This is a genomic window from Ruegeria sp. CH5, from assembly GCF_056537025.1.
This window is the reverse complement of the sequence record NZ_JBQFQT010000003.1, coordinates 350509-375691: the sequence shown is the minus strand read 5'-3', so window position 1 is coordinate 375691 and position 25183 is coordinate 350509. Positions and strand designations below refer to the sequence as shown.

At 64.0% G+C, this 25183-nt stretch carries 23 protein-coding genes; 13 read left to right on the top strand and 10 right to left on the bottom strand.

Features of this window, described 5'->3' with window-relative positions; translation table 11 throughout:
• Position 1: 1 nt before the first annotated feature.
• Positions 2-706, top strand: coding sequence for a GntR family transcriptional regulator (locus ACR0JC_RS12180; protein ID WP_170342114.1), 705 nt, complete (start codon positions 2-4; stop codon positions 704-706).
• Positions 707-783: 77 nt separating this feature from the next.
• Entirely contained in the window at positions 784-2301 is a 1518-nt protein-coding gene (locus ACR0JC_RS12175) for a malonate--CoA ligase (protein ID WP_480763953.1), read from the top strand.
• Here ACR0JC_RS12175 and ACR0JC_RS12170 read toward each other — a convergent pair whose 3' ends face one another.
• From ACR0JC_RS12170 to ACR0JC_RS12150, 5 genes are all read right to left on the bottom strand, one after another.
• Positions 2302-3030 (bottom strand): metallophosphoesterase, encoded by a 729-nt coding sequence (locus ACR0JC_RS12170; protein ID WP_170342110.1) that lies wholly within the window; start codon positions 3028-3030, stop codon positions 2302-2304.
• 107 nt (positions 3031-3137) lie between these two features.
• Positions 3138-4733: a phosphoglycerate dehydrogenase gene (gene serA / locus ACR0JC_RS12165; protein ID WP_170342108.1), complete on the bottom strand. Its 1596-nt coding sequence runs from the start codon at positions 4731-4733 to the stop codon at positions 3138-3140.
• Between the two features lie 69 nt (positions 4734-4802).
• A complete protein-coding gene (locus tag ACR0JC_RS12160; RefSeq protein ID WP_170342106.1) occupies positions 4803-5957 on the bottom strand; it encodes a phosphoserine transaminase in 1155 nt (384 codons plus the stop codon).
• Between the two features lie 182 nt (positions 5958-6139).
• Positions 6140-7240 (bottom strand): Gfo/Idh/MocA family protein, encoded by a 1101-nt coding sequence (locus tag ACR0JC_RS12155; protein WP_170342104.1) that lies wholly within the window; start codon positions 7238-7240, stop codon positions 6140-6142.
• Positions 7241-7253: 13 nt separating this feature from the next.
• A complete protein-coding gene (locus ACR0JC_RS12150; protein WP_170342101.1) occupies positions 7254-7964 on the bottom strand; it encodes a GntR family transcriptional regulator in 711 nt (236 codons plus the stop codon).
• Between the two features lie 104 nt (positions 7965-8068).
• Here ACR0JC_RS12150 and ACR0JC_RS12145 point away from each other — a divergent pair, with 104 nt between their 5' ends.
• The 6 genes from ACR0JC_RS12145 to ACR0JC_RS12120 are packed head-to-tail and all read left to right on the top strand — an operon-like array spanning position 8069 to position 13645.
• The gene (locus ACR0JC_RS12145) at positions 8069-9223 is read left to right on the top strand and encodes an LLM class flavin-dependent oxidoreductase (RefSeq protein WP_170342099.1); all 1155 of its coding nucleotides are present in this window, start codon (positions 8069-8071) and stop codon (positions 9221-9223) included.
• Positions 9223-10113, top strand: coding sequence for an aldo/keto reductase (locus tag ACR0JC_RS12140; protein WP_170342097.1), 891 nt, complete (start codon positions 9223-9225; stop codon positions 10111-10113). The genes ACR0JC_RS12145 and ACR0JC_RS12140 overlap by 1 nt, the downstream gene beginning before the upstream one ends.
• A complete protein-coding gene (locus ACR0JC_RS12135) occupies positions 10110-10628 on the top strand; it encodes a flavin reductase family protein (protein ID WP_170342095.1) in 519 nt (172 codons plus the stop codon). Before ACR0JC_RS12140 ends, ACR0JC_RS12135 begins: the two co-directional genes overlap by 4 nt.
• 52 nt (positions 10629-10680) lie before the next feature.
• Positions 10681-11268 (top strand): TRAP transporter small permease, encoded by a 588-nt coding sequence (locus ACR0JC_RS12130; RefSeq protein ID WP_170342093.1) that lies wholly within the window; start codon positions 10681-10683, stop codon positions 11266-11268.
• Entirely contained in the window at positions 11269-12558 is a 1290-nt protein-coding gene (locus tag ACR0JC_RS12125) for a TRAP transporter large permease (RefSeq protein WP_480763952.1), read from the top strand. It begins immediately after the preceding gene.
• Between the two features lie 25 nt (positions 12559-12583).
• Positions 12584-13645: a TRAP transporter substrate-binding protein gene (locus tag ACR0JC_RS12120; RefSeq protein ID WP_170342089.1), complete on the top strand. Its 1062-nt coding sequence runs from the start codon at positions 12584-12586 to the stop codon at positions 13643-13645.
• 40 nt (positions 13646-13685) lie between these two features.
• Here the strand turns inward: ACR0JC_RS12120 and ACR0JC_RS12115 are convergent, their stop codons facing one another.
• Positions 13686-14156, bottom strand: coding sequence for a tetratricopeptide repeat protein (locus ACR0JC_RS12115; protein WP_170342087.1), 471 nt, complete (start codon positions 14154-14156; stop codon positions 13686-13688).
• Positions 14157-14201: 45 nt separating this feature from the next.
• Between ACR0JC_RS12115 and ACR0JC_RS12110 the strand changes: the two genes are divergently transcribed.
• Positions 14202-15443: a cytochrome-c peroxidase gene (locus tag ACR0JC_RS12110; RefSeq protein ID WP_217361083.1), complete on the top strand. Its 1242-nt coding sequence runs from the start codon at positions 14202-14204 to the stop codon at positions 15441-15443.
• Between the two features lie 38 nt (positions 15444-15481).
• Here ACR0JC_RS12110 and gcvP read toward each other — a convergent pair whose 3' ends face one another.
• From gcvP to ACR0JC_RS12090, 4 genes are all read right to left on the bottom strand, one after another.
• Positions 15482-18337 carry an aminomethyl-transferring glycine dehydrogenase gene (gene gcvP, locus ACR0JC_RS12105; protein WP_170342083.1) on the bottom strand — a complete coding sequence of 952 codons (2856 nt, stop codon included), beginning with the start codon at positions 18335-18337 and terminating at the stop codon, positions 15482-15484.
• Positions 18338-18511: 174 nt separating this feature from the next.
• Positions 18512-18877, bottom strand: coding sequence for a glycine cleavage system protein GcvH (gene gcvH / locus ACR0JC_RS12100; protein WP_170342081.1), 366 nt, complete (start codon positions 18875-18877; stop codon positions 18512-18514).
• Between the two features lie 18 nt (positions 18878-18895).
• On the bottom strand, positions 18896-19990 hold the full coding sequence (gene gcvT / locus ACR0JC_RS12095) for a glycine cleavage system aminomethyltransferase GcvT (RefSeq protein ID WP_170342078.1): 1095 nt from the start codon (positions 19988-19990) through the stop codon (positions 18896-18898).
• 316 nt (positions 19991-20306) lie between these two features.
• Positions 20307-21488 (bottom strand): hydantoinase/carbamoylase family amidase, encoded by a 1182-nt coding sequence (locus tag ACR0JC_RS12090; protein ID WP_170342076.1) that lies wholly within the window; start codon positions 21486-21488, stop codon positions 20307-20309.
• Between the two features lie 158 nt (positions 21489-21646).
• On the opposite strand from ACR0JC_RS12090, the gene ACR0JC_RS12085 reads away from it, so the two are divergent.
• From ACR0JC_RS12085 to ACR0JC_RS12070, 4 genes are read left to right on the top strand one after another with little or no spacing between them, the layout of a single operon-like run.
• Positions 21647-22297 carry a histidine phosphatase family protein gene (locus ACR0JC_RS12085; protein ID WP_170342072.1) on the top strand — a complete coding sequence of 217 codons (651 nt, stop codon included), beginning with the start codon at positions 21647-21649 and terminating at the stop codon, positions 22295-22297.
• A gap of 18 nt (positions 22298-22315) precedes the next feature.
• Positions 22316-22930, top strand: coding sequence for a glutathione S-transferase family protein (locus tag ACR0JC_RS12080; RefSeq protein WP_170342070.1), 615 nt, complete (start codon positions 22316-22318; stop codon positions 22928-22930).
• Positions 22931-22944: 14 nt separating this feature from the next.
• The gene (locus ACR0JC_RS12075) at positions 22945-24000 is read left to right on the top strand and encodes a saccharopine dehydrogenase (protein WP_170342068.1); all 1056 of its coding nucleotides are present in this window, start codon (positions 22945-22947) and stop codon (positions 23998-24000) included.
• A 3-nt stretch (positions 24001-24003) separates the two neighbouring features.
• Positions 24004-25146: a saccharopine dehydrogenase family protein gene (locus ACR0JC_RS12070; RefSeq protein ID WP_170342065.1), complete on the top strand. Its 1143-nt coding sequence runs from the start codon at positions 24004-24006 to the stop codon at positions 25144-25146.
• Positions 25147-25183: the final 37 nt, after the last annotated feature.

Genomic DNA, 25183 nt, shown 5'->3' with positions numbered 1-25183 from the left:
GATGACCCAGACCGCTGACACGACCGGCTACAAGGAAATCAAGCAGACTGTGCTTGACCGCATCCGCTCGGGCCAGTGGCTGCCGGACATGTTGCTGCCCAACGAGCAGGACCTTGCGGTCGAATTTTCGTGCACGCGTACCACGGTCAATCGGGCGCTGCGCGAATTGGCCGAGGAAGGATTTCTGGAACGCCGCCGCAAGGCCGGTACCCGGGTGCTGAGCGCGCCGCAGAGACAGGCCCGGTTCACCATCCCGCTGGTCCGGGAAGAGGTCGAGGCTCTGGGCGGCACCTACCGCTATGCACTTGTCTCGGCCCAAGCCGAACAGGCGCCCGACTGGCTGGCCGCGCGGCTGGCACTGGGTTCGGATCGGCGGGTGATGCATGTGCGGTGCATGCATTTTTCGAACAACACCCCGTTTCAGTTCGAAGATCGCTGGATCGTTACAGCCAGCGTCCCGGCTGTCGAACAGGCTGATTTCTCGACGCTGGGACCAAATGAATGGCTGATTCAGACGGTCCCCTTCACCAATGTCGAGCTGTCTTTTCTGGCAAGCCGCGCCGATGCCGAACTGGCCGGGTTTCTGGACGTAACGGTTGGCGAGCCGGTCTTTACCGCGGAACGTATCACCTGGTTGCAAGGCAGCCCGGTTACCTTCGCCAAGATGTATTTCGCGGCCGGTTACCGGATGACCACCCGGTTCTGAGGCTGTCCGGGCCTTTACCGCGGCCCGATTCCGGTACAGGTTCGCCTTGACCGAGCAACGGCAACACGGAGAACGGGATGAGCAACCCGCTATACGATCGACTTTTCGGCATTCACGCGGGTAAGACAACGCCGTTCCTGCATCTGCCGGACGGACGCGTTCTCTCACATGCCGATTTCCTGGACATGGCGGCCCGGATCGCCAACGCTTTGACGGCCTGCGGACTGGAACCGGATGACCGCGTTGCGGTGCAGGTCGCGGAATCGCCCGAGGCGCTGGCGCTTTATGCAGCCTGCGTTCAGGCCGGGCTGATATTTCTGCCGCTGAACACCGCCTACACGACAGACGAGCTGCGGTATTTCATCGAAAACAGCGGTGCTCGGATGGTTGTCGCGGATGCCAATTCACAAGCCGATATCGAGCCGATTGCCCAAGCGCAGAATGCAATGCTCGAAACCCTGAACGCGGACGGTTCCGGCAGCCTGATGCGGCGCGCACTTGGGATGTTGCCAGCCTTCGAACCCGCGCATAGGACCGAGGATGACCTCGCAGCTTTCCTTTACACATCGGGCACCACCGGGCGGTCCAAGGGTGCAATGCTGACGCAGGCGAACCTGCTGTCGAATGCCGAAACGCTGGTGCAGGAGTGGCGCTTCACCGCGGACGACGTGTTGCTGCACGCGCTGCCGATCTTTCACACCCACGGCCTGTTCGTGGCCACCAATGTCATGCTGTCGGCCGGTGGATCGATGATCTTTCTACCGGGCTTCGATCTGGACGACATCCTGCGCCTGATGCCCAAGGCCACCTCGATGATGGGGGTGCCGACCTTCTACACCCGGCTTCTGGACGACGACCGGTTCACCGGAGATCTGACCCGGCACATGCGGCTGTTCATTTCCGGCTCGGCGCCGCTGCTGGCCGAAACCCACACGCGGTTCGAGCGACGCACCAGTCACCGCATCCTTGAACGCTATGGCATGACCGAGACCAACATGAACACCTCGAACCCCTATGACGGCGAACGTCGGGCCGGAACCGTGGGCTTTTCGCTGCCGGGGGTCGAGTTGAAGATCACCGACCCCGAAACGGGCGATCCGCTGCCGCAGGGCGAGATCGGCATGATCGAGGTGCGCGGCCCGAACGTGTTCAAGGGTTATTGGCAGATGCCCGAGAAAACCGCCGCCGAACTGCGCGAGGACGGGTTCTTCATCACCGGTGATCTGGGCCGCATCGACGCGGACGGCTATGTGCATATCGTTGGGCGCGGCAAAGACCTGATCATCTCGGGCGGCTACAACATCTATCCCAAGGAAGTCGAGCTGGTTCTGGATGACCAGCCCGGCGTGCTGGAAAGCGCGGTGATCGGCGTACCGCACCCGGATTTCGGGGAGACCGTGCTGGGCATCCTGGTGCCCGAGGCCGGCGCGGCGCCGGATCTGGATGCGATCATGGAGGCGGTGAGCCAAAGCCTTGCCCGTTTCAAAAATCCCCGCAGGCTGATCCTGATGGACGAACTGCCGCGCAATACGATGGGCAAGGTGCAGAAAAACGCCCTCCGCGAGGCCTACAAGAACATGTTCGCGGGCGGCTGATCAGGGGCGCAGCGGCACGCGTCCGGCTTCGGTCAGCAGCCAGCAGTCGCGCCCCTCGAACACGGCAACCCCGGTTTGGCGGCCATAGCCCGCGCCGCTGTCCAGGTTGATGCGGTTCCCGTAATGGGTGGGGCGGTCCACCACCGTGTGGCCATGCACGATCAGCTTGGGATGCGGGGTTTCGCAGGCGTGAAAACTCTGACGGATCCAGACCAGATCGTCCTCGGCCTGCGCGCCCAGCGGCACGCCCGGCCGGATGCCGGCGTGGACAAAGGCAATCTCGGGGGTCTGATGCATCCGCACCAGGTCGCGCAGAAAAGCCCTGTGCGCGACCGGCACTGCCGCAACGGCCGCGCGATGCACATCCTGCAGCCGGGTGCGGTCTTCGAACTCGACGCCATAGCTGCGCAGGGTTTCGGTGCCGCCCAGCCGCTCGTGCAGCCAGTGGTAGCCGACCAGAAGATGCGGATCATGGCGCGGCTCATCCTGCAGGAACCACGCGAACATCCGGTCATGGTTGCCCAGCAGCGTGACCCAGTTCCGCCCGGCGTCGCGCCCGGCAATCAGCCGGTCCAGCAGGCCCTTGCTGTCGGGGCCGCGATCGACGTAGTCGCCCAGAAACACGATCCGCGCATCGCGCCCGCCATCCTGCTCGATCAGCGACAGGGCGCGGTCGAACTCAGCCGTCTGGCCGTGCAGATCTCCGATGGCGTAGATGGGCGCGGTCATGTCCATGTCTCCGTTCCGGGCGGGGTTGGATTTGCGGGCTTTTGCAACGACAACGCCTGCACCGGGCGGGTGCAGGCGTCAATCGCTTTCATCCGGGTCTTGCCGGATCAAACCACGTCGAACTCCAGCGGCTTGATCTGGGTGAACAGCCCGGTTTCGGCCAGCTTGGCGCGGGCTTCTGCCGGAACCGGCTCGTCAACATACAGCAGCGCGATCGCCTCGCCCCCCGCCTGGGCGCGGCCCAGGGTAAAGTTGGCGATGTTCACGCCATGCTCGCCCATGGTCTTGCCCAGGGTGCCGATGATGCCCGGCACGTCCTCGTTGGTGGTGTACAGCATGTGCGCACCGACTTCGGCATCGATGTTGATGCCCTTGATCTGGATGAAGCGCGGCTTGCCGTCGCTGAACACGGTGCCCCCGATCGAGCGTTCGCGCTTGTCGGTCACCACGGTCACCTTGATATAGCCCTCGAAGGCGCCCGACTTGTCCTGGTTGGTGGTCGAGATCTTGACGCCGCGCTCTTTGGCCACGACCGGAGCCGAGACCATATTCACCTCAGGGTTCGAGCGTTTCATGATCCCCGCCACCACCGCGCAGTTCAGCGCGGCCAGGTTCATCTGCGCCGCAACGCCGTCATACAGGATGTTGATCGCCTTGATCGGCTCGTCGGTCATCTGGCCGATGAAGCTGCCCAGATGGCCGGCCAGCTTGATCCACGGTCCCATGACCTTGGCCTCTTCGGCGGTGACGCTGGGCATGTTCAGTGCATTCTCGACCGCCCCGGTCAGCAGATAGTTCGAGATCTGCTCGGCCACCTGCAGCGCCACGTTTTCCTGCGCTTCTGTGGTCGCGGCGCCCAGATGCGGGGTGCAGACCACGTTGGGCAGGCCGAACAGCGGGTTCTCCTTGGCCGGTTCCTCGCTGAACACGTCGAAGGCGGCCCCAGCGACATGGCCGGATTTGATCAGTTCGGCCAGCGCCTCTTCGTCGACCAGACCGCCGCGGGCGCAGTTGATGATGCGCACGCCCTTCTTGGTCTTGGCCAGATTCTCGCGGCTGAGGATGTTGCGGGTCTGGTCGGTCAGCGGCACGTGCAGGGTGATGAAATCGGCCCGTGCCAGCAGCTCGTCCAGCTCGACCTTTTCCACGCCCATCTTGTCGGCCTTCTCCTGGCCCAGATAGGGATCATAGGCGACGACCTTCATCTTGAGGCCCTGCGCCCGGTCGCAGACGATGCCGCCGATATTGCCGGCACCGATCACGCCCAGCGTCTTGTTGGTCAGTTCGACCCCCATGAATTTGGACTTTTCCCACTTGCCCGCATGGGTGCTGGCATTGGCCTCGGGGATCTGACGCGCCACGGCGAACATCATCGCTATGGCGTGCTCGGCGGTGGTGATCATGTTGCCGAAGGGCGTGTTCATCACGATCACGCCTTTTTTCGAGGCCGCGTCCTTGTCGATATTGTCGGTGCCGATGCCGGCGCGGCCGATCACCTTCAGCTTGTCGGCCTTTTCCAGGATCTTCTCAGTGACCTTGGTGGCCGAGCGGATGGCCAGGCCGTCATAGTTGCCGATGATCTCGGCCAGCTTTTCCTTGTCCTTGCCCACGTCGGGCATGAAATCCACGTCGATGCCGCGGTCGCGGAAGATCTGAACCGCGGTTTCGCTGAGCTTGTCGGATACGAGTACTTTGGGGGCCATGTGCGTGGTCCTTGAATGGAATGATGACTCCGGGCCGAACGCGGCCCGGATCTTGTTGGGGGAAACGGGTCAGGCGGCTTCGGCCTGTGCGGCGATCTCGGCCTCGAACGCCCATTTCAGCCAGGGCAGCATCGCCTGGATGTCGGACGTCTCGACCGTGCCGCCGCACCAGATGCGCAGCCCAGCCGGCGCATCGCGATACGCGCCGATATCCAGCGCCACGTTCTCGGCCTCCAACCGCTTGGCGACCGCCTTGGCAAAGCTGGCGCCATCGCGAATGCGCGGATCGGTGAACTTCAGGCAGACGCTGGTGTTCGACCGGGTGGCCGGGTCTTCGGCCAGGTTCTCGATCCAGTCGTTCTGGTCGCAGAACTCGAAAATCGCCTGCGCATTGGCATCGGCGCGGGCGATCAGGCCCTGCAGCCCGCCGACCGAGCGCGCCCAGTCCAGCGCGAACAGGTAATCCTCGACCGCCAGCATCGACGGCGTGTTGATGGTTGCGCCCTGAAAGATGCCCTCGATCAGCTTGCCGCCCTTGGTCAGGCGGAAGATCTTCGGCAGCGGCCATGCGGGGGTATAGCTTTCAAGCCGCTCGACCGCGCGGGGGCTGAGGATCAGCATGCCATGCGCGGCCTCGCCACCCAGAACCTTCTGCCAGCTGAAGGTGGTGACATCCAGCTTGTCCCAGGGCAGGTCCATAGCGAAAGCGGCGCTGGTGGCGTCGCAGATGGTAAGGCCGGCGCGGTCATCGGCGATCCAGTCGCCATTCGGAACCCGTACACCCGAAGTGGTCCCGTTCCAGGTAAAGACCACGTCATTGTTGAAATCGATGGACGCCAGATCGACGATCTGCCCGTAATCGGCGGTTTTCACCTCGGCGTCGATCTTCAGCTGTTTGACCACGTCGGCGACCCAACCCGCGCCAAAGCTTTCCCAGGCCAACATCTCGACCTTGCGTTCGCCCAGCAGCGACCACAGCGCCATTTCCACCGCGCCGGTATCCGAGGCCGGAACGATGCCGATGCGATAGTCAGCCGGAATGCCCAGCAGCTCGCGCGTGCCTTCGATGGCGGCCTTCAGCTTGTCCTTGCCGACGGCTGCGCGGTGCGACCGGCCCAGCGCGGCACCGGCCAGCTTGTTCAGCTCGAATGTGGGGGGTTTGGCGCAGGGGCCAGAGGAAAAACGCGGATTGGCCGGCCGCGTTGCCGGTCGTTCGATGGTCATTGGTGTTACCCTTCCAGATATACGCCCCTCGTTGGGGAGGGGTGTCCCGCGGCCAGACCTAGGGGGCCGCAGATGGACGGGCAAGCGGAAAAGACACTTTGAATATCAAAAACGACACAGGCGGTGACGCCAAATCGGAACACAGGTTTCCGATCGGCGCATTTTGCACCCGCAGAAAGACCTCAGCGATCCAGCCGGACGGTTTCACCCGTGGCCAGCGATTGCTGCGCCGCCAGCCCCATGCGCACCGCCCACATGCCGTCGGTCAGGCTGACCTCCGGGGCGTCGCGCTCGCCGCGCACCAGCGCCAGAAAACCCTGATGCTGATAGAAGGTCGAGCCGTTGTGGTCACCCGCCGCCAGCAGGCGCGGATCGACGGGGATGTCGCGGGCGATAGGGCCCTTGGGGTCGCGCGGGCTGACGATCAGCTGCGGCACCGGCGGCTCGCCCAGATATTCGGGCCAGAACCGGCCCGGCCCGGGGACCAGCGCCTCGATCTTGGCCTTGGGGCCGACGACGGAGATTTCCTCCTGATACCGCGCGCCCTCGGCGAACATGCACAGTTCCAGCATCGCCCGCGCGCCCGAGGCGAAATCGATGTTGACATAGCCGTGGTCGAGGATGTCGGGCGTTTCGCCGTCATAGGTTTCGTCCAGATGGTTCACGGCCTGCCCGCCGCTGGCGCTGATGCGCACCGGGTCGGATTGCAGGATGAGGCGCATCAGGTCGAAGAAATGACAGCATTTCTCGACGAACGTGCCGCCGGTGTTGCGGTTGAACCGGTTCCAGTTGCCGACCTTTTCCAAGAATGGAAAGCGGTGTTCGCGGATGCTCAGCATCTTGACCCCGCCGCTGGTGTCCTGCGCCTCGGCGATCAGGGCGGCGATGGGCGGCATGTAGCGATATTCCATCGCCACCCAGATCGGACAGGGATAGCTGCGCTCGATCTCGGCCAGACGGGCCGCATCGTCGGGGTTGGTGAACAGCGGCTTTTCCACCAACAGGGGCAAGGGACGCGTTTCGGCGATCTGGGCGATCTGATCCACATGCAGATGGTTGGGGCTGGCTATGACCAGGCAGTCCAGCGCCTCGACCGCCAGCAGGTCCTGCAGCGACGGCACCATCCTGGCCCCCGGCGCAATCGCCTGCGCGGCGCGCGCCATCTCGGGGTCGGGTTCGAAAATGGCGGCCACTTGCGTGCCCTCCAGCAAGGCGATGTTGTGCAGGTGTTCCTGCCCCATCATTCCACATCCGATCAGCCCGTAGTTGATGGTCCGGGTCATGCGCGTTTCCTCGTCATTTCAGTCGTTGGACGTAAGTTGCCCGGTCCGGGTCGAACCAGGTTTTCGAAAACTCGACGGGTTCAGGCCGTTCCGACCAGCTGAACCGCTCGATGTAACCGACGGTCTCGCCCGCCGGCCGTGTGAAGTTCGCGGGGGTCCAATCGGGCAGCCGACCGACCGAAACCCGATCCTCGGCGCGGGTGATCCAGAACCCAAGCTGCTGCTGGTAATAGCGATACAGCGAGTCCGACAGCAGCCGCCGGTCGATCAGACCGGCTGATTCGTCCAGCCAGATCTCCTCGACCGCGATGATTGTGTCATTCAGATAGCGCATCCGCCGCACGCGCGACCCGCGCCGCGAGGTGCCGAAATCGGGCAGGTCGGCGGGCTTGTCCAGGTGATCGACCGACAGGATGTCGGCGCGCGGCAGGCCGCCGCCCTCGGGCAGTTCCAGCCGGAACATGGCATAGACGCTGTTCTGGGTCCCGGTCTCGCGCACATAGTTGCCCGAGCCCTGGATCCGCTCGAGCATCCCCTTTTTTTCCAGCTCGGCGAGCGATTTTCGCAGCGTCCCGACCGAGACGTTCAACTGCGCCGCCATGTCCCGCTCGGGCGGCAGACGCTCGCCGTCGATCAGCCGGCCGGCGGCGATGTCGCGGATCAGCAGCTCGGCGATCTGCACATAGATCGGCAGGGCGTTGGGGTTTCTGGTGGATGGGGGCACGCGGGCGCTTCACTTGGTCGCAGAAAAAATTGATACACTATTGATCTACATCAATGTGGTTGCTACGCAAGAGAAAAGTTGAGCCCGGCAGGAGAGAGAATCAGATGACGATCGTCCCCATCACATCCCCCGATCTGGATGCGGCCGAGGTTTCGTGGTTCGCGGCGCTGTGCTCGGACGATTATCAGTTTCTCGGCGTGCCCGACGGCGATTTGCGCTCCAGCTGGGTACATTGCTCGGGCATCGTGAAAGAGGCCGAGGCGCAGGGCTTTCGCAACATCCTGTGCCCGTCCTCGTATCAGGTGGGGCAGGACACGCTGAGTTTCGTGGCCGGCTGCGCGCCGATCACCGAAAAGATCAACCTGCTGGCCGCCGTGCGCTGTGGCGAGATGCAGCCGATCATGCTGGCGCGCACCATCGCGACGCTGGATCACATGCTGAAGGGTCGGCTGACAGTCAACATCATCTCGTCGGATTTTCCGGGGGAAAAAGCCGAAAGCAGCTATCGCTACCAGCGCTCGCGCGAGGTGGTCGAGATTCTGAAACAGGCTTGGACGCAGGATGAGATCAATTACCAGGGTCAGGTCTACAATTTCTCAGGCCTGACGACCGATCCGGCCAAACCCTATCAGACCGGCGGGCCGCTGCTGTATTTCGGGGGCTATTCGCCCGATGCACTGAAGCTGTGCGGGCAACATTGCGACGTCTATCTGATGTGGCCCGAAACCAAAGACCAGCTGGCCGAGCGGATGAAGGCCGTGCACGCGGTGGCCGACGAGTACGGCCGCACGCTGGATTATGGCCTGCGGGTGCACATGATCGTGCGCGATACCGAGGCCGAGGCCAAGGAATACGCCGACTACATCGTGTCGAAGCTGGATGACGAATACGGTCGCGCGATCCGCGAACGGGCGCTGGACGCCACCTCGCTCGGTGTTTCGCATCAGGCCAGGAACCGCGAGCTGGCCGACAAATACGGCTATGTCGAGCCGGGCCTGTGGACGGGCGTCGGCCGGGCGCGGTCAGGCTGCGGCGCGGCGCTGGTGGGCTCGACTGATCAGGTTCTGTCGAAGATCGAAGAGTATCAGAAGATGGGCATCCGCGCCTTCATCTTCTCGGGCTATCCGCATATGGACGAGGCCCGCCATTTCGGCACCCGTGTGATGCCACATCTGAAAACCTGCTCTCTTCCCGAAGCCTACGGAAGGGTCCCTGCTGACACCCCGGCGACGCCGCTGGGCAACGGAGTTCGTCGTTGATGCAACGTATCAAGCTTTCTGACAACCTAGAACTGAGCCGCCTTGTCTATGGCATGTGGCGGCTGGGCGATGACAGCGACACCTCGGCCGCGCATGTGGCGGCCAAAATCCACGCCTGTCTGGATCAGGGCATCACCAGCTTCGATCAGGCCGACATCTATGGCGACTATGGCGCCGAAGCGATTCTGGGCAACGCCCTGCGCGCCAATTCCGGCCTGCGCGACCGGATGGAGATCGTCACCAAATGCGACATCGTCGCCCCCTGCAGGCGCTATGCGGATGCCAAGGTGAAATACTATGACACCTCGCGCGCGCACATCCTGAAATCGGTCGACACCTCGCTGCGGGAAATGGCGATCGACCATATCGACCTGCTGCTGATCCACCGCCCCGACCCGTTCATGGACCACCATGAAACCGGCGCCGCGCTGGACGAGGTCGTGGCCAGCGGCAAGGTCCGCGCAGTGGGCGTGTCGAATTTCCGCCCCTGGGACTGGCAACTGCTGCAATCAGCCATGAAGACCCCGCTGGTGACCAACCAGATCGAGATTTCTCTGGGCGCGATCGCTCCGTTCACCAATGGCGATCTGGCCTTTCACCAGCAGCACGGCCACCCGGTGATGGCGTGGTCGCCGCTGGGCGGCGGAGCGCTGATGGCGGGCAATCCTCCGGTGGGCGTGGTCGCGGACGAGATCGGCGCGCAGTTCGGCGTCGACCGTGCCGCGGTGGCCGTGGCCTTCCTGCTGGCCCATCCGGCCGGCATCCTGCCGGTTCTGGGCACCAACAGCCTGGACCGCATCAAGCGCGTCTCGGACGCAATGAAAGTCAATCTGGATCGTGAAACCTGGTTCCGCCTCTACGAGGCGGCGCTGGGGCATGAGGTACCATGATGAACGCGTTTTCGAACGACATGGCGCAAACCTTCATTCCGCACAAGGACGACACCCGCACCCTGCGGGACGCTTTCGGCCGGTTCGCCACCGGCGTCACCGTCGTGACCTGCGACAGCCCCGACGGGCCGGTCTGCATCACGGCCAACAGCTTTTCCTCGCTGTCGCTGGACCCGCCCTTGGTGATGTGGGCCGGCGACCGGAACTCGCGCCGGTTCCCCTATTTTCACAAGGCGCGGCATTTCAGTGTTCATGTTCTATCGGCCGACCAGGCCGAGCTGTGCTTTGGCTGCTCGAAAGACGCCTTTGCCCTGCGCGACATCAACCACGACCGCTGCGAAAACGGCACGCCGCTGCTGCGCGGATGCCTGGCGCGGTTCGAATGTGAACAACATGCGTATCACGATGCCGGCGATCACGTTATCGTGGTGGGCAAGGTCTTGCGGGCCAGCATGGCGGACGGAGACGCGCTGACCTTTTACGCCGGCAAGCTCGGCCAATTCGCGCACCAATAAGCGCGGGACACGGCCGCGGGCCAAACCCGCGGCCTGAACAGGGAGGATCCGCATGGGCGGATTGACATCGGCGCTTGCGCCGATCGCATTCGTGAACGAAACCGCGCTGCGTCTGGGCCGCGCGGTTGGTGTCGTTGCGATCGCCTTCATGGTGATCGCGATCCTGATTCAGGTGTTCTTCCGATACGTTCTGGGCAACGCCCTGCCCTGGCCTGACGAGGCCGCGCGGTTCTGCATGTTGTGGATGACGGGCCTGATGGCACCCACCGCATTCCGGCGCGGCGGGTTCGTGGCCATCGACATGCTGGTCCGCTTTCTGCCGCGCGTACCCGGCCAGTTGCTGAACCTGTTTCTGCTGCTGCTCAGCCTGACGGTTCTGGTGGTCGCCGTGCGCATCGGCTGGTCCGAGGTCACCGGTTTTGGCGGGCGTTTCGCCACCGCCGCGCTGTATTTGCCCACCTCGCTGGGCTTTGATGAATGGTACCGGATCCCGCGCAGCTGGATGATGGCCTCCCTGCTGGTGGGCGTGATCCTGCTGCTGTCGGTCAACATCGAACTGATCCTGCGGTCGATCATCACCATGCTGGGCGGCGGTGACCTGCTGCCCGAAATCCCCGAAGCCGCCGTGGGGGCCGAATAGATGCTGGTCTGGTTCCTGCCCGTCTTTCTGGTGTTTCTGCTGATCGGCCTGCCGGTCTTTTTCGCGCTGCTGGCCGCACCCGGCCTGCTGCTGTGGCTGAACGGCCAGACCAACGACATCACCCTGCTGTACCGCAATGTCTACAACGGGATGGACAGCTTTCCGCTGATGGCCATCCCCTTCTTCATGCTGGCCGGAGAGCTGATGAACCGCGGCGGCATCACCATCCGTCTGGTCGAGTTCAGCCAGGCGCTGATGGGGCACCTGCGCGGCGGGCTGGCGCATGTGAACGTGCTTAGCTCGATCCTGTTCGCGGGGCTGTCGGGCTCGGCGGTGGCCGATACCTCGGCGCTGGGCTCGATGCTGATCCCGGCAATGGAGAAGCAGGGCTATACCCGCAAATTCGCCGCCGCGATCACCGCCGCCAGCTCGGTCATCGGGCCGATCATCCCGCCCTCGGGGATCATGATCATCTATGCCTATGTCATGGGCGAAAGCGTCGCGGCCCTGTTCCTGGCCGGCATTGTGCCGGGTGTCATGGTGGGCATCGGCCTGATGCTGATGATCAAGGTCATGGCCAACCGGTATGATTTCCCGGTGGCCAGCCGCAAATACACCTGGCCCGAGCGCGGTCAGGCCAGCCTCAAGGCCTTTTTCCCGCTGATGACGCCGGTGATCATTCTGGGCGGCATTCTGGGCGGCATCTTCACCCCGACCGAGGCCGCCGCCGTCGCGGTGGGTTATGCCTTCCTCATCGGGTTTTTCGTGCTGCGCACGCTGACCTTGAAAGAGGTGCCCGACGTTCTCAGCAATGCGGGTATGACCTCGGCCGTGGTGCTGCTGCTGGTGGGGGCGGCGATGGCGTTCAAGACCGTGGTCAGCCTCAGCCACGCGCCCGAGCAACTGGCCGCGCTGATCCTCGGACTATCGGAAAACCCGCTGATCCTGCTGTTCCTGATCAACCTGCTGCTGTTCGTCGTAGGCATGTTCCTGGATGCCGGTCCGGCGATCATCATCCTGGGTCCGATCTTGAGCCCGATCTTCACCAGCCTGGGGGTCGACCCGATCCATTTCGCCATCATCATGAGCGTCAACCTGACCGTTGGCCTGGCCACGCCGCCCATGGGGCTGGTGCTGTTCGTGGCCGCCGCCGTGTCACGCGAACGGGTGGAAACCATCGCCAAGGCGATCCTGCCGTTCCTGGCCGTCGAAATCGCGGTGATCTTCCTAATCACCTATGTCCCCGCAATATCCATGACGATCCCGCGTTTGACGGGATTTGCAAACTAGACTGAGTACCACAGGGAGGAAACGCATGCTCAGAACATTCTTCAAAACCACAGCACTCGCCACGTCGCTGGTGGCGGCCTCGGCGCTGGCGGCCTCGGCGGCCGACTATACGCTGCGCGCCACCGCCAACTCGAACGAAAACGACGAGGACTATGATGGCCTGGTCGTGTTCAAGAACTTCGTCGAGAACGCCTCGAACGGCGCAATCGAGGTCGAGCTGTTCATCGGCACGCAGCTGTGCTCGAACGGCGCCGAATGCCTGCAGGGCGTGGCCGACGGCACCATCGACATCTACATCTCGACCTCGGGCGGGGCCTCGGGCATCTTCCCTTACGTACAGGTTCTGGACCTGCCCTATCTGATGGCCGACGACCGCATCGCCGAGCGGGTTCTGTCGGGTGATTTCACCCGCAAGATGCGCGAAATGGCGCTGGAAGATTCGGGCGGCGCGATCCGTCTGATGACCATCGGCAACACCGGCGGCTGGCGCAACTTCGCCAACACCAAACGCCGCGTGACCCAGCCGTCCGACATGGACGGGCTGAAGATCCGCACCGTGGTCGCAGACCTGCCCCAGGAACTGGTCAAGGCCCTGGGCGCCTCGCCCACTCCGATCCCGTGGCCGGAACTGTTCACCAGCTTCCAGACCGGCGTGGTTGACGGCTCGAAGAACGGCATCACCGACATCATGGGCATGAAATTCCCCGATGCCGGCCTGCAATATGTCACGCTGGACGGGCACGCCTATATGGGCGCGCTTTGGTGGATGAACAACGCCAAGTTCCAGGAAATGCCCGAAGACCTGCGCCGTGTCGTCGTCGATGGGTTCTATGCGCTGCAGCAGGCCACCTTTGCCTCGCCCAAGCGCAAGTCGATACAGGCCTACGAGGATTTCGTGGCCGGTGGCGGCGACCTGTACGTGCCGACCCCCGAGGAAAAAGAAGCGTTCAAGCAGGCCGCGACCCCGGTCTATGACTGGTTCCAGCAGAACGTCGCGCGCGGGGACGAGATCTATGGCGCTCTGACCGCGGCCGTGGCCGAGGCCGAGGCCGAGATCAACGCGGAACGCGCCGCCGACCTGAACTGATACGGTTCGGGCCGGGGTGTCGCGTCATCCCGGCCCGCCTTTACCGAAAGGGGTACATCCACCCCTTGTAGTCATTGACCAACACATGGGCCTTTTCGATCTGTTCGGGCGTCATCTTCTTGACCACCTCTTCCAGGCTGATCGCCGCATCGGGGTCGCCGCCGATGGCGCTGAGCGTGTACCACATGTAGGCCCGAACCAGGTCGGGCGCGGGCAGTCCCAGGCCCAGCTCGTAATACCACCCGACACCCGATTGCGCGCCCGGATGCCCCTTCATCGAGGCGCGCAGATACCATTCGAACGCGCGCTCAAAGTCCTGCTCGACCCCAAGGCCAAGGCCGTACATCACGCCGATCAGCTCCTCGGCCTCGGCGTTGCCCGACCGGGCCGCGGGCAGAAGCTGTTCGCGCGCGGCGGCAAACTCGCCCGCCTCCATCAGATCGCGGGCCTGTTCCAGTTCGGCCCAGACGGGCGTGGCGGCAACACAAAGGGCAAGCACAAGCTGGCGCATGGGGCGGCGGGTCTCCTGTTTTGCGGGGCGGCCTGGGCGCAGGAGCTGCCCGCGCCGCTGACCGATGACGACTTTCTGTTCTTTGATAGGGAACAGGCCGCGATCGGTCACCAGCTATTTTACGACCCGATCCTGTCGGGCAACCGCAACATCAGCTGCGCCCATTGCCACCACCCCGATTTCGGCACCTCCGACGGCCTGTCGCTGGGCATCGGCGAGGGTGGCCGGGGTCTTGGCCCCGACCGCACGCCCGGGACCGGGGCGGACCGCATCCGCAAGCGCATCCCGCGCAACGCGCCGGGCCTGTGGAACCTGGGCGCGCGCGACATCCACACGATGTTCCATGACGGGCGGCTCAGCCTGTCGGATGTCTATGGCAACGGGTTCAATTCTCCCGCGCAGGAATGGCTGCCCGAAGGGCTGAACTCGCTGCTGGCCGCGCAGGCGCTGTTTCCGCTGACCGCTCAATTCGAAATGGCCGGGAACGTGGCCGAGAACGAAGTTACAGGCGCCGTGCATGACCGGATCGACAAGGGCTGGCCGATCATCGCCAAACGGGTGCGGACCGACCCGAAATACGGCCCGGCGATGGTGGCCGCCTTTGACGACGTGGACAGCACCGAGGACATCACCATCACTCATGTCGCCAACGCTCTGGCCGCTTTCATGGCCATCGAATGGCGCAGCACCGACAGCCCGTTCGACCATTTCCTGACCGGAGACGAGACCGCCCTGACCCCCGATCAGAAGGCCGGGATGCGGCTATTCTACGGCAAAGCGCGGTGCGCCACCTGCCATTCGGGGCCGCTGCTGTCGGATCAGAAATTCCACGCGCTGGCCCTGCCGCCATTCGGCCCCGGCCGCACCCGGCAATGGGACGCCTATGCCCGCGACGTGGGCCGCATGGGCGAAAGCAACCGGCTGGAGGACGCCTACCGGTACCGCACGCCCATGCTGCGCAACGTGGCGCTGACGGCGCCCTACGGCCACAACGGCGCCTTTCCCGACCTCGAAGGGATCATCCGCCATCACCTGAACCCGGCAACCAGCCTGTCGCGCTGGACGTCCGATCAGGCCGCACTGCCCAAGGTGCCGTGGCTGGAACAGGCCGATTTCATCGTCTGGCAGGACCAGTTCGAGATGGCACGCCAACGCGCCAAGGTCGACATCACGCCAGTTGACCTGAGCGACGGTGAAATCGCGCAACTGGTGGCGTTCCTGCACGCCCTGACCGGGACGAGCGTGGAGACGCCGCCCTTTGGCGTGCCCGCGGACTTCAAGCCCTGAGAAAACCCCCGCCGGATCGGGCGGGTGTTTCGGTGTTTTTATTCTGCGGCTTCTTCGTATGCGTCCATGGGCGGGCATGTGCAGACGAGGTTCCGATCTCCGTAGGCGTTGTCGACGCGGTTGACGGGCGACCAGTATTTGTCGACGCCCATGGAACCCGGCGGGAAGCAGGCCTGTTCGCGGGTGTAGGGTCGGTCCCACTCGCCCACCAGGTCGCGCACCGTGTGGGGGGCGTTCTTCAGCGGGTTGTTCTCGGGGTCGATCTTGCCGTCGATGACATCCTGCGCCTCGGCGCGGATCGACAGCATGGCGTCGCAAAAGCGGTCCAGCTCGTCCTTGGGCTCGGATTCCGTCGGCTCGACCATCAGCGTGCCGGCCACCGGCCATGACATGGTCGGCGCGTGGAAGCCGCTGTCGATCAGCCGCTTGGCCACGTCGTCGACGGTAATGTTGCCGGCCTCGGCCAGTGGGCGGGTGTCGAGGATGCATTCATGCGCCACCCGGCCAGATTCGGAGGTGTAGAGGATCGGATAGGCCTCCTGCAGGCGCGCGGCGATGTAGTTGGCGTTCAGGATCGCCACCTTGGTCGCCTGGGTCAGACCCGCGCCGCCCATCAGCAGGACATAGGCCCAGCTGACCGGCAGGATCGAGGGCGAACCGAAGGGCGCCGCCGAGACCGGCCCCACGGCGGTGCCGTATTCCGGGTGGCCCGGCAGGTAGGGCTTCAGATGCGCCTTGACCCCGATAGGGCCCATGCCGGGGCCGCCGCCGCCATGCGGGATGCAGAAGGTCTTGTGCAGGTTCAGGTGGCTGACGTCGCCGCCGATGTCGCCGGGGCGGGACAGGCCCACCATGGCGTTCATGTTGGCCCCGTCGATATAGACCTGACCGCCGTGGTCATGGGTGATCTGGCAGACCTCCTGCACGGTTTCCTCGAACACTCCGTGGGTCGAGGGGTAAGTGATCATGCAGCCGGCCAGGTTTTCCGAGTGCTTCTCGGCCTTCTCGCGGAAGTCGGTCAGATCGATGTTGCCCTTCGCGTCCGCCTTCACCGGCACCACCTGCCAGCCGACCATCTGCGCCGAGGCCGGGTTGGTGCCATGCGCCGAGGTCGGGATCAGGCAGACATTGCGATGCCCCTGCCCGTTGGCGATATGATAGTTGCGGATCGTCAGCAGGCCCGCATATTCGCCCTGCGCGCCCGAGTTGGGCTGCTGGCTGATCGCGTCATAGCCGGTGATCTGGCACAGCTTGTCATTCAGGTCGGCGATCATCTCGTGATAGCCCTGCGCCTGATCTTCCGGCACGAACGGGTGCATGTTGGCGAACTCGGGCCAGGTGACCGGGATCATCTCGATCGTCGCGTTCAGCTTCATGGTGCAGCTGCCCAGCGGGATCATCGCCCGATCGAGCGCCAGGTCGCGGTCGGCCAGGCGGCGCATGTAGCGGGTCATCTCGGCTTCGGCCCGGTTCTTGTGGAAGATCGGGTGGGTCAGATAGGGCGTCTCGCGTAGCGCATAGTCCGGCAGGCGATACTGCTTGTTCGAGCTGTCGTCCTTCTTGTCGATGCCGAAGGCACCCCAGACCGCTTCGATCGTCTCGGCGCGGGTCTGTTCATCCAGGCTGATGCCGACGCGGGTCTCGCCCACCTTGCGCAGGTTGACGCCTCGGGCTACCGCCGCCTCCATGACGGTCTTTTGCAGCGGGCCGACCTCGACCGTGATGGTGTCGAAGAACACCTCGGGTTCGACCTTGAAGCCGTGTTCTTCCAGCCCGGCCGCCAGGCGCGAGGTCTTGCGGTGCACCGACTGGGCGATCGCCTTGATGCCGTCGGGACCGTGGTACACGGCATACATCGAGGCGATCACCGCCAGCAGCGCCTGCGCGGTGCAGACGTTCGAGTTGGCCTTCTCGCGGCGGATGTGCTGTTCGCGGGTCTGCAGCGCCAGGCGATAGGCCTTGTTGCCGCGGCTGTCGATGCTGACGCCGATGATCCGGCCCGGCATCGCGCGTTTCAGCTTGTCGGTGGTGGCCATGTAGGCGGCGTGCGGCCCGCCAAAGCCCATCGGCACGCCGAAGCGCTGGGTCGAGCCCACGGCGATGTCGGCGCCCATCTCGCCCGGCGATTTCAGCAGCGCCAGCGACAGGATGTCGGCGGCCACGATGGCAATGGCGTTGTGTTCATGCAGCGCCGCGATCTCGGCGGTGAAGTCGCGCACATGGCCATAGGTGCCCGGATACTGGAAGATCGCACCGAACACCGCGCCCGCGTCCAGCTCGTCAGGGTCGGCAACCTTGACGTCGATGCCCAAAGGCTCGGCCCGGGTCTTGATCACCGCGATGGTCTGCGGGTGGCAGTTGCGGTCCACGAAGAAGGCCGCGTTGTTGGCCTTGGACCGGCCGCCGCGCTTGGCCATCGCCATCGCCTCGGCCGCTGCGGTCGCCTCGTCCAGCAGGGACGCATTGGCCACGTCCAGCCCGGTCAGGTCGCTGACCATGGTCTGGAAGTTCAGAAGCGCCTCGAGCCGGCCCTGGCTGATCTCGGGCTGATAGGGCGTGTAGGCGGTGTACCAAGCCGGGTTTTCCAGGATGTTGCGCAGGATCGGCGCCGGGGTGGTGGTGCCGTAATAGCCCTGACCGATCAGCGAGGTCAGAACCTTGTTCTTCCCCGCCACCTTCTTCATGTGATAGAGCGCGTCGCGTTCCGTCATCGCCGGGCCCCAGTCCAGCGGGTCTTTCTGCCGGATCGCCGGGGGGACGGTGGCGTCGATCAGATCGTCCAGCGTCTTGAAGCCGATCACCTTGAGCATGTCGCGCATCTCGGTCGGGCTGGGACCGATATGGCGACGGTTGGCAAAGTCATAGGCTTCGTAGTCGGTCAGTTTGAAGGCCATTGCAGCGCTCCCATGGATAGGTCAGGCCCGGCGGAGACTGCGGGAGCCTCCGGCGGGGAGTAAGGGCCGTCCCGGGAACTGTCCGGTGGACAGTTTCAGGCCCGAACGGGCGGAGCCCAAATTCGGCGGCACAAGTCAAAACGATGGAGCCCCAGGCCGGGACTCCGTTTGGGTTTAGCCGATGAACGCCTTGTAGCCGGCCTCGTCCATCAGATCTTCCAGCTGCGCGGCATCGGTGATCTTGATCTTGTAGATCCACGCCTCGCCCTCGGGATCCTCGTTCAAAGCGCCCGGATTTTCGGCCAGCGTCTCGTTCACCTCGAGGATCTCGCCATCGACCGGGGCATAAATCTCGGAGGCCGCCTTGACGGATTCGATCACCCCGATCTCGCCGTCCTTCGCAAACTCTTCACCCACGTCCTGCTGCTCGACGAACACCACCTCGCCCAGCTGCTCGGCCGCATGCTTGGTGATGCCCAGCGTGGCCGTGTCGCCCTCGACCGTCAGCCATTCATGTTCTTCGGAATAATAGGTTGCCATGCTGTCTCTCTCCTGACTTCAACGCTTGTAATTCTGTTTGACGAAGGGCAGCGCCACGATCTGCGCCGGCTGCGCCTTGCCCCGGATGATCAGATTCACCTGTTCGCCCGGCTCGGTGTGGCCGGCGGCGACGTAACCCATCGCAACCGGGCCGCCGACCGTTGGCCCGAATCCGCCCGAGGTGATCTGACCGATCGTGTTGCCCTGAAGATCCTGCACCTCGACCCCCTGTCGCGCCGGGGCGCGGCCATCGGGCTTGATCCCCACCAGCTTGCGCGCCGGGCCTTCGGCCAGTTCGCGCTGGATGCGATCCGCGCCGGGAAAGCCGCCCTCTTCCTTGCGCCGCTTCTGGATCGCCCAGGCCAGGTTGGCCTCGATCGGCGAAGTGCTCTGGTCGATGTCATTGCCATACAGGCACAGACCCGCCTCCAGCCGCAGGCTGTCGCGCGCGCCCAGGCCCGCCGGTTCGCAATCCTCATGCGCCAACAGGGCGCGGGTGACCTCGATCGCCTTGTCCTCGGGGATCGAGATCTCATAGCCGTCCTCGCCCGTGTAACCAAGTCGCGAGATCCGGCATTCGACTCCGTCGATCGGGGCCACGGTGGTTTCCATAAACTTCAGATCGCGCGCCGCCGGGCACAGCGCGCCCACCACGTCCTCGGCTTTCGGGCCCTGAACCGCCACCAGCGCGCGGTCGAAGATCTCGGTCACCTCGACCCCGTCCAGGTGCGCGCGCATGTGCGGAATGTCCTGATCGCGCAGCGCCGCGTTCACCACCACGAAGAAATGATCGCCCGCGTTCGACACGATCAGATCGTCCATAATCCCGCCGTCCTCGTTGGTGAAGAACCCATAGCGCGCCTTGCCCTCGGGTAATGTCGCAAAAGCCTGCGGGCACAGCGCCTCGAGCTTCTCGCCCACATTCTCTCCCCGAAGGATCACCTGGCCCATGTGGCTCACATCGAACAGCGCCGCCTTCTCGCGGCATTGCTTGTGCTCGCCCATGATTCCCAAAGGATACTGAACGGGCATCTCCCAGCCCGCAAAATCAACCAGCTTGCCTCCCAACTCAACATGAAGGTCATACAACGGCGTGCGCTTCATTCCAGGCATGTCAGTGTTCTTTCTTTTGGCAAAAGTGGCGCGATGGACCGGATCCAAAAGCACATGGCTGGGAATACCATGCCACGGCAGCCTTTCCGGATCGAGTCAGTGGAATTCTGGCTGGTCGACATGCATTTTCCTGTACCGGCAACTTCACGGCTGGCGGTGCTCCGTCCGACTTCAGATCGCAGGTATTCATCACAGCCTAAATCGCTCATGGACAAGGAGTATACATCTGCATGCTGCAGCTTTGTGTCGTATAGGAAACTTTTTTCCGTTACGCAACAGCTGAAATTGCAGTATTCGCGGTCGGCGGTCACTTACCTCAGCGATCGGCAAGTGCCGCCTCCAAGGCCTTCAGCCCCGTCACCAGATCGGCCTCGGCGGTATCCTCCGCGAAGTCATGACTGATACCGTTAATGGATGGCACGAACAGCATTCCGACCGGCATCAGGGCTGCCACGTTCGACGCATCGTGCAAGGCCCCGGATGGCATGACCCGCCAGTTGCCGGGCGCGACGGTCTGGGCTCCGTGTTCCAGCGACCGCCGGAATATCGGATCCATTTCAACCGGTTCGATGCCCAGCATCGGCCCGAACTGCGCATCGCCCCCGATGGTTTCACTGACCTCTTGGGCGGTCGTACGAACAATGCTTTCCATTCGGGCCAGACGATCCGTGTCCTGATCGCGCCACTGCATCGAGAAACGGACTTGGCCAGGAACGATCGACGAGGCATTCGGAGACAGTTCGACGTGTCCGATCGTCCAGACCGTCTGCGGGGTCACCACGTTGCGGAACCGCTCGTTGATCAGGCCATTGAAGATCGTCAGAGCCTGGAACGCGTCTCGGCGCAAGTGCATCGGCGTCGTGCCGGCGTGGTTCTGCTGGCCGGAAAACTCGATGACCATGTCGCGAATGCCCACGATGTCCGAGACCACACCGATGGCCTCGGCGTTGGCATCCAGAATCGGACCCTGCTCGATATGCATTTCGATGAACCCCGTGAATTGGGCGGGGTTCACAAAATCCTGCATCAGACTTTGCATCCGAGCGCGCGCGTCACCGAACCGTATGCCCGCGTGGTCGGTCAGGTCGTCAGCCTGCGCAAGGGGCAACTTGCCGGACCAGATGGCTGATCCGGTCGTGACGCCGAACCGGCCTTCCTCATCCTGAAAGCTGACCACCGAGATCGGGCGCTGGCTGGAGCGACCCAGCTCCAACGCCGCGATCACACCCAGCGCGCCATCCAGCCAACCGCCCTCGGGCTGGCTGTCTGAATGCGATCCCATCAACAGCGACGGCGCGGACGCCAGACCGAACAGGTTTCCGACCGGATCAAAATGCGGTCGCAGCCCGGCCTCCTGAAACCGGTCGGCCAGCCATCGCCGCGCCGCAATGTCCGCGTCTGAATATGCCGGGCGCACGACGCCCTTACCCACCCCCGCAGCTCCGAATTCCCGCAGCTTGTGCAGATCATCCAGAAACCTCTGCGCATTCACGGCCATTGCGCTGTCCTTTCTTGTCGCTTGCCGGAACTCTATCGCCGGGCCGTCCACCCGCAAGCCCGGTTGCAGGCTGTCCCGGTTTTTTGACGGCAACCGGCCGAACACCTCTGGCCCCTGCGGGCAAGCTGCCCTAAGACTTCGGGCCAAGAGGGACCGACATGTCATACATCACATTGGTACGCCACGGGCAGGCCAACACCACCGCACGAGACGAAGACAGTTATGACAAGCTCAGCGAGCTTGGGCATCAGCAGGCGCGCTGGCTTGGGGCCCATCTGCGCGAGACCAAAGCCCATTATCCACGGGTGTTTTGCGGCACCCTGACCCGGCATGTGGAAACGGCGGCAAGCATGGGTCTGCCGGAACCCGTCCGCGATGCACGTCTGAATGAAATCGAGTATTTCACCCTTGCGCAACTGTTCGAGGAACAGCACGGCGTGACGATCCCGACGGACCGCGAAGGCTTCGTTCAGCACCTGCCGCTGACCTTCAAGGCCTGGGCCAACGGCGACATTCGGAACGCGCCCGAAACCTTCGAGCAGTTTGAAACCCGCGTCTCGGACGCTCTGCGCGAAATCCATGACGGCGACGGGCCGGCCATCGTGGTGACCTCGGGTGGGTTAATCTCGATGGTGGTGCGGCAGGCGATGGGGCTGGACATCCCGGCGATGGCGCGCGTGGCCCTTGCCATCATGAACACCTCATTGCATCGTCTGCACCCGATCGGAGCGGACCTGAGCCCGGTTCTGTTCAACGCGGTTCCACATCTGGAAGCGCCGGACCGGCATTTCGCCCAGACCCACCTGTAACCGGATCGGAGGTCCCAGATGCAGATCTACTACGCACCCCGCACTATCTCGATCGCCGTCGTCATCGCGCTGGAGGAAGCCGGTCTGGACTATGAGGCGATCAGGCTCGACTTCGCAGCGGGCGAGCAGACGACGGCGGCCTACAAGCAGATCAACCCCAAGGGTCGCGTTCCCGCTCTGGTGGTCGATGGTGGCATTCTGACGGAAACCGGCGCTCTGCTTGAATACATCGCAGCCAAGGCCCCGAAGGCCGGGCTTGTTCCGGACGATCCGGTCCTGGCCGCGCGGATGCGCGAGGTGATGTACTACCTGGCTTCGACCATGCATGTGAACCATGCGCACAAGATGCGCGGTCACCGCTGGGCGGATCAGGAGTCCAGCTGGCAGGACATGAAGGGCAAAGTGGCCGAGACGATGACCGAGTCCTGCGCTTACATCTCGTCAAACGGGCTGCGCGGCCCGTTTGTTTTGGGCGAGGCATTCTCGCTGGCCGACGCCTATCTCTACGTAGTTTGCAGCTGGTTGGAAGGTGACGGTGTCGATGTCACTGCCTTTCCCAAGATCCAGGCCTTCCGCGCGGCGATGGAGGCCCGACCCTCGGTTCAGGCGGTACGGGCCGCCGGAATGCTCTGACAAAAGGACATCGCATGACACATCTTTGGGTCCGGGCTGAACAACGCCCGAACGAGGAACGGGTGGGCCTGACGCCCGATGGCGCGGCGCAACTGATCGCCGCCGGCATCCGCGTGACGGTCGAGGAAAGCCATGTCCGGGCCATCCCGATCGACGGCTACCGCGACGCGGGCTGCGAAATCGCGCCGGAGAACTCGTGGCCGGAGGCGCCGCTGGATGCGGTCATCTTCGGCCTCAAGGAACTGCCCGAGGACGGTACGCCTCTGCCGCATCGCCACATCATGTTCGGCCATGCCTTCAAGGGTCAGCATTCGGGCCGCAAGCTGCTGGAGCGCTTCAAGGCCGGCGGCGGCACGCTGTATGACCTGGAATACCTGGTGGACGAGAACGGCCGGCGGGTCGCGGCCTTCGGCTATTGGGCCGGGTATGCCGGCGCGGCGGTCACGCTCAAGACTTGGGCGGCGCAGCAGCGCGGCGCGATCTGCGGCCCCGTCGGCGTCTATCCCGGCAAGGACGCGTTGAACGCCGAACTTCTGGCCGAGTTGGACGCCACTGGCGCTCCCCGCCCCCGCGCCATCGTCATCGGCGCGCTTGGAAGGGTCGGCACCGGCGCGTCCGATCTGTGCGAGGCGATGGGGGTCGAGGTGACCAAGTGGGACATGGCCGAAACCGCCGATGGCGGGCCGTTCCCGGAGATCCTTGCACACGACATCTTCCTCAACTGCATCTTCGCGCGCCCCGGCACCCCGGTCTTCGTCCCGCGGGAGGCGCTGAATGCCCCGCGCAAGCTGACCGCTATCGGCGACGTGGCCTGCGACCCCGACAGCGACTACAACCCGGTGCCGGTCTATGACCGCGCCACAACCTGGGAAGAACCCGCCCTGCGCGTGGCCACCGACCCGGTGCTGGACGTGATGGCCATCGACAACCTGCCCTCAATGCTGCCGGTCGAAAGCTCGGAAGACTACGCCGCGCAACTTCTGCCCTCGTTGCTGACCCTGACAGACCTGACCTCGGGCGTTTGGGCGCGGGCCGAGGACACCTTCAAATCCCATATCGAAAGGATCTGAGCCATGACGATTCACTGGTGTGGCACCGGCCTGTCGGCCATCCCCGGCCTGCGCCGCCTGATCGAGGCCGGCCACAAGGTCACCGTCTGGAACCGGACCGTCGACAAGGCCCGCGCGGAGGTCGGCGACCTGACCGACGACATCCGGGCCTTCGACATTGATGCTCTGAGCGCGGTGCTGGAAAAGGGCGACGTGATCGTCTCGATGCTGCCGGGCGACTGGCACGTGCCGCTGGCGGAACTGGCGATCGCGAAGGGCGCGCATTTCGTCTCGTCCTCGTATATCGCGCCCGAGATGCGCGCGCTGGACGACAAGGCCCGCGAAGCCGGCGTCGCGCTGGTCAACGAGGTCGGGCTGGACCCCGGCATCGACCACCTGATGGCCCATGCGCTGGTCGATGACTACCGCGCGTCCGACGCCTTCGACCCGGAAAACCACCTCAGCTTCATTTCCTATTGCGGCGGCATCCCCAAGAACCCCAACCCGTTCCGCTACAAGTTCAGCTGGTCGCCCCTGGGCGTGCTCAAGGCGCTGCGCTCGCCCTCGCGGTCGATCCGCGACTATGCCCCGCTGGACGTGGCCCGGCCCTGGGACGCGATCAGCACCTATGTCGCGCCGCTGCCCGCGCCCGAAAGCTTCGAGGTCTATCCGAACCGCGACTCGATCCCCTTCATGCAGCAGTACCATTTCGAGGAGCACTGGCCGGTCAAGGAATTCGTCCGCGGCACTCTGCGGCTGAACGGCTGGTCGGATGCGTGGTCGGACGTGTTCCGCGAAATCGAAACGCTGGAAGGCCCCGAGGGCGATGCCAGGCTCAAGGAAATGTCCGACCAGTTCTGGGCCGAGAACGCCTATGAGGAGGGCGAGCCCGACCGCGTCGTGCTCTGCGTCGGCCTGAAGGCCGAGAAGGACGGCGTACCGGTCTGGCACAAGACCTATGTGATGGACGCCTGGGGCGACGCACGCGGCAGCGCGATGGCGCGTCTGGTGTCGATCCCGGTCTCGCTTGCGGTCGAGGCGGTGCAGGACCGCGCCATTCCCGCCGGTGTCCATGCCGCGCCCAGCGATCCGAAACTGGTTCAGAGCTGGATGGCCGAGATCGACAAGCTGGCACAGCACCTGCAGGTGGTCGACCACCTGGGTTAACCCAACCAAAAAGCCATTCCGGACGCACCGGAATGGC